The sequence below is a fragment of the Parageobacillus thermantarcticus genome (assembly GCF_900111865.1).
In the GTDB taxonomy this organism is placed as follows: domain Bacteria; phylum Bacillota; class Bacilli; order Bacillales; family Anoxybacillaceae; genus Parageobacillus; species Parageobacillus thermantarcticus.
In genome coordinates this window covers 41,790-52,756 of the sequence record NZ_FOJS01000020.1, presented here as the reverse complement: position 1 = coordinate 52,756, position 10,967 = coordinate 41,790, and the positions used below count along the sequence as shown (strand labels likewise).

Genomic DNA, 10,967 nt, shown 5'->3' with positions numbered 1-10,967 from the left:
CCGGGTTTCCGCCAATTGCCGGTCGATGTCCTCCAACAGAGCCGTAAACAGCTCGGCGAAGGCGTTTTGCAAGGCTCGAAACAAATCAAGTTCGATCTCTTTCCATGACAACGAATTTGTGGTAAGATGTTGTTGAATATTCATGGGACTCTCTCCTCCTGTTTGATGGTTTGGCAATGATCATCTTACCAGGGAGAGAGTCCTTTTTTCATGTTTCCTGCTTGGGATCCTACCGCGCTTCGCTTGGTGGCCCCGATGAGGGGGGATTGCGAACCTACGTTCCCAACCCCCTCATCGGGGAACTTCTAAGAATTTTTCCCACAAACATTTTACTCACACTAAAAAAGCTCGGCCATTTACTGCCGAGCGTGGTCTTTTTGCCGATATCCAAGTCTTTTCGATATTTGTCTGCCAATGGACTGAATGCGTTCCTGCAGTTTTTCTATCCGTTCGTCCGTCATGCGAATCGTCGGACCGGAAATGCTGACCGCGGCGACGACGCTGCCGGTATAATCGAAAATCGGGACAGCGATACAGCGAATTCCGTACTCGTTTTCTTCCAAATCAAGCGCGTATCCTTTTTGTTTTACTTTCTCTAATTCTTTTAAAAATACATCGCGGTCTGTAATCGTAAAATCCGTATGCTTTGGCAATCCTTTTCGCTCGATGATCTCCAGCGTCACATTGACAGGCAAATGGGCAAGAATGGCCTTCCCGACCGCCGTACAATGCATTGGCGCCCGTTTTCCTACTTTCGAATGCATGCGCAACGTTTCTGTTCCTTCCAACTTTTCGATATAAATGACTTCCCCTTGGTCGTAAACGACAAGATGAATGACTTCGTTCGTTTCTTTCTCTAACTGCCGCAAATACGGCTTCGCTTCTTTTCGCAAATCAATCGATTCGAGCAATTTAGAACTCATTTCCAAAAATTTATAACCAAGTTTATATCGTTCCGTTTCCTTATCTTGCTCGACATATCCGTGTTGCACAAGCGTCGACAAAATGCGATAAACAGAACTTTTGTTGATATCCATTTGTTTTGCGATTTCTGTTACGCCTAATCCATCTTTTTTGGAACTGACAATATCAATAATATGTAATGCCCGGCTTACTGATTTCACTAAATTTTCTCTTTCCATTTTATTCACCTCGAAACATTCCTTCGTCCATTGACATTATACACTTATTGCCGGGCATTTCCCATACCATTGCCACACACATCCATTCGTAGCGCAGCGCCTTTAACATGTTTTCGCCCGCTCTTTGGCCGCCACGAACGTATTTCGCAACGTTCCGATTTCAGCGATTTCACATTCAATCACATCGCCGGCTCCTACCAGCTCAGCGCCGACCGGACTTCCTGTCAAAATCACGTCTCCCGGCTTCAATGTCATCACATTCGTCAAATAAGAAATCATCTTGCTGATTGGGATAATCATCAATTCCGTCGGACTGTTTTGCTTTTCGATTCCGTTTAGTCTAGCTTTCACGTAAACGGAAGACGGGTCAAGCTCCGTTTCGATCACAGGACCTAACGGAGTAAACGTATCGAACGATTTTCCAATCGTCCAATGTCCGTCCGGATGGAAAAATTGCGGTGCCGTCACATCGTTCGCAACCGTATAGCCAAAGACGTATTGCCATACATCCGATTCCGGCACGTTTTTTGCTTCTTTTCCGATAATAACAGCTAATTCCGATTCAAATTTTACTTTGTCAACTCCTGCCGGTATGACGATTTCTTCTTCCGGCCCAATGACCGACGAAGTTGGTTTAAAGAAAAAGACCGGAATTTCCGGTAACTCATTTGGCAATTGTTCCCGTTTCGCCACATAGTTGGCGCCGATGCCGATGATCTCGTTCGGAATAAGCGGTGCAAGCAAAGTAACTTCTTTTATGTGAAAAGTATTTCCTGTATATTCCCAATTGGTGAATAAGTCGCCGGTAATCTCACGAATGATATCGTCTGCTACAACTCCCGTATGCGTTTTCCCGCCTGCAGCAAATCTAGCAAATTTCATCGCACTACCCCTTTCAAATGATGTTTTCCTTCTCTTTTGCAACAGTTGTTCTGGCGACTCCCGTTCGTATCGCCGCGCGCGCAACCGCGTCTGCCACCGCTTCGACAACACGCCTATCAAACGGATTCGGGATGACGTAATCGTTCGTTAATTCCTCCGGGCTGATCAAATTGGCAATCGCGTTGACAGCAGCGAATTTCATTTCTTCATTAATGTCAGACGCCCTCACTCGCAACGCTCCTTTAAAAACGCCCGGGAAGGCGAGGACGTTGTTCACTTGGTTTGGAAGGTCGGATCTTCCCGTTGCCACAACTGCAGCTCCAGCAGCTTTCGCGTCGTCCGGCATAATTTCCGGAACAGGGTTAGCAAGCGCAAAAACGATGGCATTGTCGTTCATGGAACGAACCATTTCCGGCGTTAACGCTCCGGCAACTGAAACGCCAATAAATATATCAGCTCCTTTAATCACGTCTTTTAAAGCACCTTGCACGCGGTTTCGGTTCGTTAATTTTGCCAACGATTCTTTTATGTCATTCATTCCGTACGGGCGGCCTTCATAAATCGCCCCTTTTGAATCGCATAAAATGAGATCGCCTACTCCCATGTAAAGAAGCAGCTTCGTAATGGCGATTCCGGCAGCGCCGGCCCCGTTGACAACTACTTTGCAATCTCTTAAGTTCTTTTTCACGACCTTTAATGCATTCATCAATCCGGCGGCGGTGACAATCGCTGTACCGTGCTGATCATCATGAAATACCGGTATCGATAGTTCTTGCTTTAGTCGTTCCTCGATCAAAAAACAGTTTGGCGCAGCGATGTCTTCCAAATTAATTCCGCCAAACGTCGGCTCCAACCATTTCACCGTTTGAATAATTTGTTCCGGATCGTTTGTATTAATGCAAAGTGGCACTGCATCAATGCCGGCAAACGCTTTAAATAAGGCGGCTTTTCCTTCCATGACAGGCATGGATGCGCTTGCTCCAATATTCCCCAATCCCAGCACCGCAGACCCATCGGAAACAACCGCCACAAAGTTTCCTTTCATCGTATAATCATAAATCGATTCCGGATTTGCATAAATCGCTTTGCATGGTTCCGCCACTCCCGGAGAATAGATGATGCTTAAATCTTCTGCGTTTTGCACCGGAACTTTTACGTCTACACGCAATTTTCCTTTTGCATGCTGATGAACAAACAGCGATTTTTCCCGAAGGTTCCGCATCTTGACCACCTAGCTACTCACCTTTTTCATCGATTTCGCCGCCTTGCTGCTGCTTTTCGTTCGGCAACGCTTGTGTAGTAACTAGGATTCGCACCTCCTTTATTTCTAATATTCAGAAAATATAGACACTATTGTGAACAAGGGCATCCATCTAGAATGCCCTTGTTCAATCGGTTTTTTATCGTTGCACGGCTGCATATTTTGCTTTCGCTTCTAAGCGGCGGCGGTGCAAAATCGGTTCAGTGTAGCCATTCGGCTGTTCATAACCTTTAAAGATTAAGTCGCACGCTGCTTGGAACGCAACCGAATTATCATAGTCAGGAGCCATTGGGCGATAGTTCGGATCGCCAGCATTTTGTTCGTCAACAACTTTCGCCATCCGTTTTAACGTTTCCATTACTTGTTCTTTCGTACAAATGCCGTGATGGAGCCAGTTTGCAATATGCTGGCTGGAGATCCGCAATGTTGCGCGGTCTTCCATTAGACCGATATTATTAATATCCGGCACTTTCGAGCATCCGATTCCTTGATCGATCCAGCGAACGACGTAACCGAGTATGCCTTGGCAGTTGTTATCAAGCTCTTCTTGAATTTCTTCCGGCGTCCATTGCGGGTTCACGGCAACTGGTATTTGTAAAATTTCATCGCGGTAATCTTTCCGTTCTTTTCGCAATTCCTCTTGCACTTCAGCGACGTTAATTTGATGGTAATGAAGCGCGTGAAGCGTCGCGGCTGTCGGCGAAGGCACCCATGCTGTGTTTGCGCCTGCTTTTAGCTGGCCGCCTTTTTGTTTGAGCATTTCCGCCATCATATCCGGCATCGCCCACATTCCTTTGCCGATTTGGGCGCGTCCTTGGAATCCAGCAGCCAAGCCAACGCTGACGTTCGACTTTTCATAACCTTGCAGCCATGTCGACGTTTTCATATCATTTTTGCGAATCATCGGCCCAGCTTCCATGGACGTATGGATTTCATCGCCAGTCCGATCCAAAAAGCCTGTATTAATGAAGACAATGCGATCTTTTACTTGATAAATGCAGTTTTTCAAGTTCAATGTCGTGCGACGTTCTTCGTCCATTACACCGATTTTAATCGTGTTGCGTTTCAACCCAAGCATATCTTCGACGCGGTCGAACAGTTCATTGGCGAAAGCGACTTCTTCAGAACCATGCATTTTCGGTTTTACGATATAAATCGAACCTTTGCGCGAATTTGTGTAACGAGTGTTGCCAAGAAGCGAATGTTTCATAATTAAGCTTGTCACGACCGCATCCATGATTCCTTCGTATACTTCTTCGCCGTTCGCATCTAAAATCGCGTTGTTTGTCATCAAATGGCCAACGTTGCGGACAAACATCAGCGAACGGCCTGGCAGTGTAAGTTCTTTTCCATCCGGTGTTTGATAAACGCGATCCGGTTTCAGCTTGCGCGTAATCATTTTTCCGCCTTTTTCAAACGTTGACGTCAAATCTCCTTTGACAAGGCCGAGCAAATTACGGTATACGAGCACTTTATCTTCCGCGTCTACCGCTGCTACCGAGTCTTCGCAGTCCATGATCGTCGTAACCGCCGCTTCTAAATATACATCTTTGACGCCCGCTTTATCCGTTTTTCCAACAGGATGGTTGCGGTCGATTTGAATTTCAATGTGAAGGCCGTTATTTTTTAGCAAAATCGCTGTTGGATTTTCCGGGCTTCCTTGGAAACCGACAAATTTTTCTTCCTCTTTTAACGTTGTCGTATTGCCGCCTTCAACGGATACTACCAGTCTTCCGTCAACTACCGCATATTGAACGGCGTCTTTGTGCGAATATTCTTTCAACGGCACCGCTTGATCGAGAAACTCGCGCGCGTAAGCGATTACTTTCGCCCCACGAACTGGGTTGTAAGAATCGCCTCGTTCCGCCCCGCCTTCTTCGCTGATCGCGTCCGTTCCATATAAGGCGTCATAAAGGCTTCCCCAGCGGGCGTTCGCCGCGTTTAGCGCATAACGGGCGTTCGTGACCGGCACGACTAATTGCGGACCAGCTTGAATGGCAACTTCATCGTCTACTCCTTCTGTAGTAATCTCAAAATCTTCCACCTCTGGCTCTAAATAACCGATATCCGTTAAAAACGCTTTATATTCTTCCATGTCAAAATTGCCGCGATGCTCTCTATGCCATTGATTTAATTTTTCTTGAATTTCATCACGGCGCGCAAGAAGCGCTTTGTTTTTCGGCGTTAAATCAGCAATCAATGTTTCAAAGTCTTTCCAAAACTTTTCTTTGTTCACTTCACTTCCCGGAAGCACTTCATCGTTCATAAACTCATAAAACAGTTTTGCGACTTGGAGATTTCCTACTTTTACGTATTCTCCCATTTTCCTCTCCTCCATTGTTTTTTGTTTCTTATTGCGAAACGATGTTTTGTAATTGTTTAAAAAAATCATAGCATGGAGTGAAATATATTTCAACCATTTTCTTTATAACGATTGTCTTTGTTTTTTCTCACGTTTTACCTCAACGCAGCGCCCCGGCGTCGGGAATAGCTTTCCTGCGTTCAACAAGTTTTTTGGATTAAACACATCACGAATGTCGATTTGCGCGGCGATCTCTTCATCGCTGAAAATAAAGCGCATTTCTTCTTTTTTCTCAATGCCAACCCCGTGTTCTCCTGTAATCGATCCACCGACAGCTGCGCACGCTTGCAAACATTCACTTCCCGCGGCAAGCGCTTTCTCGGTTTCACCCGGTTTACTCGCGTCAAATAAAACGAGCGGATGAAGATTTCCATCGCCAGCGTGGAAAATGTTTGCGATGCGGAGCCCGTACTTTTTGCTAATTTGTTGAATATTTTTTAGCACTTCCGGCAGTTTGCTGCGCGGAATGACTCCGTCTTGCACTAAATAATCAGGTGAGATCGCGCCCATCGCGCCAAACCCAGTTTTTCGGTTCGCCCACCAGCGCGCCCGTTCTTCTTCTGTTTGCGCCACTTTCACTTCCCGGACGTTCCGGTTTCGGCAAATGCGCAAAATCTCTTCGATTTGCTCGGAAATCCCCGCGGAAATGCCATCCACTTCGATCAAAAGAAGCGCCTCAATGTCCTTCGGATGCCCGACCGGAAAAGCGGCAGCTTCGACTCCTTCAATCGCCGTTTGATCCATCATCTCCAGCGCCGCCGGAACCATCCCCTCAGAGATGATATCGGAAACGGCTTGGCTTGCATCTTCCACGCGGTCAAAATAGGCGAGCACCGTCTGTTTCGCTTCTGGATTTTTTAAAATGCGCACCGTAATTTTTGTGACAATCCCCAACGTTCCTTCTGAACCTGTCAACAATCCGATCAAATCGTATCCCGGCGGGTCAGGGATGCCGTTTTTGCCGATTTCGATAATTTCCCCGTTTGGAAGCACGACTTCAAGCCCTAAAATATGATTCGTCGTGACGCCATATTTCAGACAATGCGCGCCGCCGGCGTTTTCCGCGACATTTCCGCCAATCGTGCAACAATATTGACTCGATGGGTCAGGAGCGTAATAATACCCTCTGTCAGAAATGGAGTTCGTCAGCTTTAAGTTGACAAACCCCGGCTCGACAACCGCGCGGCGGTTTTCTAAATCGACGCTAATGAGCCGTTTCATCCGGACTAAACTGATGATCACTTCGCCGTTTAACGGAATCGCACCGCCGCTTAATCCCGTCCCCGCCCCGCGGGCAAGAAACGGCAAATCATGCTCATGACAATATTTCACAATCGCAGCGACTTCTTCCGTATTTTTCGGAAACACTACCGCTTTCGGCAAATGGCGGTGAACGGTAAAGCCGTCGCAGTCATAAGCGATCAAATCTTCTTTTTTATACAAAATCGATTTTTCGCCGCCGACAATGCGAGCTAGCGCTTGAATATGCGGGTCGTTTGTTTGTATGCCTTTTTTTCTCATACGCGTACCTCCTTTCCGTCTTCTTTTTGATACGCCCAGTCTAGCAGCTGTACAGTATGGACGACTTTTTGATTTCGGCCGTATTTCAAAACGCCCATCGCCATTTGCAGCATGCAGCCAGGGTTTCCCATTGAAATAAGCTCCACATCTTCCGGAACATTTTGCATTTTGCTTTCCAATACTTTGTTTGCCATTTCCGGATGGGTCAGGTTATAAATCCCGGCGCTTCCGCAGCAACGGTCGGCGTTTGGCATCGAAACCATCTCCACTCCCGGAATGCTCGATAAAATCGCGCGCGGTTCTTGGCGGATTCCTTGGCCGTGCGCCAAATGGCAAGCGTCATGATACGTAATGCGCACGTTTAATTCCGCTTTCGGTTTTTCATAGCCTGTATCGTGCAAATATTTCGAAATATCTTCGACTTTTTGCGAAAATCGTTCTGCCTTCTCGCGCCATTCCGGATCATCGCGGAACAATTCTGGATATTCCTTTAGCATGCAGCCGCAGCCCGCGGCGTTTACGATAACACGGTCGACATGTTGAAACGCTTCGATATTTTGTTTGGCTAGCATCCGTCCCGTTTCGCGGTCTCCCGCATGCACATGAAGCGCGCCGCAGCACGTTTGATTTTGTGGAATGACGACATCGTTTCCGTTGCGTGTCAACACGCGAATTGTCGCTTCATTAATATCGCTGAACACGACGTCCATGACGCATCCTGTCAAAAGCGCAACTGTATGTTTCGTTTCCCCTTTTGCTTTAATGACGTTCATATGTTTGTATTTTTTCCGCACCGGCACGCCCACTTCCGGCAAAATCGCTTCCATTTCCACGAGATGTTCTGGCATGATGTGAAGCAGTTTCGTTTTGCGCGCGATCGTCCGCAGACCGCTTTTTTGATATAATTTCAGCAAGCTTCCGAGCAGGTGAAGACGGGATGGATGCGGAAATATTCCTTTTAAGAAGAAATCGTTTACAAAAGCTTTCCATCCTGTCAGCGGGATCGCCTGCCGGATTTGTCCTCGTACTTCTTCAATCAATCCGCCGACGTCCACATCAGCAGGGCACGCCGTCGTGCACGCCCGGCAGTCTAAACACATAAAAATCGGATCGATCAAATCTTCCGTAATCTCCAGCTTTCCTTCTCCCACCGATTTCATCAAATGCACACGCCCGCGCGGCGAGTGTTGTTCTTGACCGGTTTGTTCGTATGTCGGGCACGATTCCAAACACATGCCGCAATGAACACAGTCAGCCCATTTACTTGGATCAGGCGGATCGCTAAAGCGATAGTTGCCAAGACTAATCGTTGTACATGCAGGTCCGCTTTTTATTTCACTTTCTCGCAAACTCATCTTATATCCCTCCGATAAACCGTTGGTTGTTCAATATGCGATTTGGATCGATTTTTCGCTTAATTCCATCGAGCAGGAAAAAATACGATGGGTTTTCTCCCCATACATCGATGCGCTTCCGTAATGAAAACGGCAAATGCTTCACAACGGCATATCCGCCCAAGCCTGACGCCGCCGTTCGCAGCCGTTCAATCGCTGTAGCGACCGACTCGCTTTCTCCTTTGATATATACTTGGCACAAACCGTGCCCTAATCCGCCATGCGCCTCGATATGAACATGGCAGCTCTCTTGCAGCAAATCGCTTTCACGAACGATATGAAGAACATCGAGATTCACGACGCCGATTTTCACCGCCGCTTCGATTTCCTGTCCTAATGGATCAGGAGCTGCTCCGTTCGGGCCGATCGTATAAAACGTTTGCCAAAACGATTTTGCTTCTTCTTGTGGCAAAATGCGGATTGTCGTATTAGGCGGTTGCAAGCGCTTTACAAATTCCTCTTGGTAATGCACGGCGCTTTCGACATCTTCAAATCCTATCGCTAGCGTATAAGCGCGCTGGCCGATGAGCCGTTCCGACAATGATGGGCTCAACAATTCGAAGCAGACCGGCTCCATCATCGAATCAAGAAATTGGACAGCAAACGAACGAACTTCTTCTAAATTCCCTGACGGAAATGATAGCAATACGAGACTTTCATATTTCGGAAGCGGGCGAAGTTTCAACGTTATTTCCGATATCACGCCAAGCGTTCCCATCGCCCCGATAAACAGCTTGTTCATATCATAGCCCGCAACATTTTTCACGACCTTCCCTCCGGAACGGATGACCGTCCCATCCGGGTATACGATGCGCAAGCCAATGACGCTATCGCGCGCTGAACCGTATCCAAGGCGCTTCGGACCGCTATCATTAGCGGAAATCACTCCACCGATTGTCGCATATTGCGGCCACACAGGGTCAAGCGCAACCTTTTGGCGATACTCCGCCAAATAATCTTGCAATTGTTGAAACACCGTCCCGGACTTCACCGTTACCGTCATATCCGCGGCCGCATGTTCGACAATGCCGCTATAGTTCGCCAAAGATAGCAAAATATCGGCACATTCCAGCTGCCCGCCAAACCCTCGCTTCGTCCCCCCGCCAACGATGCACACTCTTTTTCCATGGGTGTTCGCATAGCGCAAAATGTTCGAAATTTCTTCTTCCGATTGCGGATACACGGTCACATGGCCGCTGTTGCCGAGCGGATGCGATCCATGCTCTTCTATTTGTACTTGCTTTTCTGATAAAATCGCTGTTAACTCGTCTTTCCATTCCAAAGACAGCACGCGTTGCACCTCCTGTTGTTTTGTAATAAGAAACGTTGTTTCTTTTAATAAGTAAAAATAAACGCACAAAATGATGGATAACGAATAAAAAGTTTGTGCGCGTTTCTATTATTTTCATTAATTATTAAACCATCTATTTTCGAATTTTTCAACGAATTTTTCTAATTTAGAATTTATTCATAATTATGCGTCTGTTTCTTTCTTTTTTACTATCACATTGCATCGTTTTTCTAACGGCTGGATAACCGCGGACATATCCAAATCCGCTAACCCTTGTTTCATCGCGTCCGCAAACGTCTCTTCAGCAATTTGTCCTAAAAATTGTTTCACCCCCATTTCGTCCATCAACCGATTCGCCAAACGAACATCTTTATGTACATACTTGACCGCTCCGCCTGGTTCAAACTTGCGCGGAAAAACGTATTGCTCCATATGCCTGCGAAGCATGCGGCTGTCTCCGTAACTCGCTTTCAAAATTCGGTAAAGCTGCTTGGCATCCAGCCCAAGCGCCACCCCAGCGACCATTGCTTCTGCGGCAGCAACAGAATGTACTGCGACAAGATATTGATTGATTAGTTTTGCCGCGCTTCCCGAGCCGCTCGGACCCAAATACTCCACCGTTTCGCCAAGGACGTTCAGTAACGGCAACACCCTCTCCCATGCTGATTTCACTCCGCCGACCATTATCGTTAACGTGCCTTGTTCCGCTCCTTCCGGCCCACCGCTTACCGGAGCGTCCAAAAAATCAATTTTTTTCTCTTCCGCTTTCTTCGCGACGGCTCTGCTCGTATCCGGCCCCACTGTCGTAAAATCAAGGCAAATCGTACCAGGCTTCGCGCTTTCGATCACACCGTCTTTCCGCAAATAAACGTCGATAACATCGTCCGGCATCGATAAACAAGTACAAATGACATGCGAATGACGGGCTAGCTCCGCGATCGTGCCGGTTCTGTTTGCCCCCAGCCGCACTAACGGTTCTGTTTTTTCGAGCGAACGATTGTATACGATAACGTGATAGCCTGCAGCAAGCAGCCGTTTAGCCATTCTTGCTCCCATCACGCCTGTGCCAATAAATCCGATATTCATTTGTTTGCGCTTCGCCATCTGGATATGG

The 10,967-nt window shown here is 47.2% G+C and carries 9 protein-coding genes; all 9 read right to left on the bottom strand.

Annotated elements, in window-relative coordinates; genetic code table 11:
* The coding region (locus BM278_RS18365) for a UPF0236 family transposase-like protein (RefSeq protein WP_208601799.1) at positions 1-144 on the bottom strand (144 nt) is incomplete at its 3' end.
* 212 nt (positions 145-356) lie between these two features.
* A complete protein-coding gene (locus BM278_RS10895) occupies positions 357-1,142 on the bottom strand; it encodes an IclR family transcriptional regulator (RefSeq protein ID WP_090949666.1) in 786 nt (261 codons plus the stop codon).
* A 102-nt stretch (positions 1,143-1,244) separates the two neighbouring features.
* A complete protein-coding gene (locus tag BM278_RS10890; RefSeq protein WP_090949665.1) occupies positions 1,245-2,024 on the bottom strand; it encodes a fumarylacetoacetate hydrolase family protein in 780 nt (259 codons plus the stop codon).
* Positions 2,025-2,037: 13 nt separating this feature from the next.
* Positions 2,038-3,246 (bottom strand): NAD(P)-dependent malic enzyme, encoded by a 1,209-nt coding sequence (locus tag BM278_RS10885; RefSeq protein WP_090949662.1) that lies wholly within the window; start codon positions 3,244-3,246, stop codon positions 2,038-2,040.
* Positions 3,247-3,424: 178 nt separating this feature from the next.
* Complete coding sequence (locus BM278_RS10880; protein ID WP_090949660.1) at positions 3,425-5,608, bottom strand: malate synthase G; 2,184 nt, start codon at positions 5,606-5,608, stop codon at positions 3,425-3,427.
* Positions 5,609-5,710: 102 nt separating this feature from the next.
* Positions 5,711-7,168, bottom strand: coding sequence for an FAD-binding oxidoreductase (locus BM278_RS10875; protein ID WP_090949659.1), 1,458 nt, complete (start codon positions 7,166-7,168; stop codon positions 5,711-5,713).
* Positions 7,165-8,523: a (Fe-S)-binding protein gene (locus tag BM278_RS10870; protein ID WP_090949657.1), complete on the bottom strand. Its 1,359-nt coding sequence runs from the start codon at positions 8,521-8,523 to the stop codon at positions 7,165-7,167. The genes BM278_RS10875 and BM278_RS10870 overlap by 4 nt, the downstream gene beginning before the upstream one ends.
* A gap of 1 nt (position 8,524) precedes the next feature.
* Positions 8,525-9,853 (bottom strand): FAD-binding oxidoreductase, encoded by a 1,329-nt coding sequence (locus BM278_RS10865; RefSeq protein WP_090949655.1) that lies wholly within the window; start codon positions 9,851-9,853, stop codon positions 8,525-8,527.
* Positions 9,854-10,036: 183 nt separating this feature from the next.
* Complete coding sequence (locus BM278_RS10860; protein WP_090949653.1) at positions 10,037-10,957, bottom strand: NAD(P)-dependent oxidoreductase; 921 nt, start codon at positions 10,955-10,957, stop codon at positions 10,037-10,039.
* Positions 10,958-10,967: the final 10 nt, after the last annotated feature.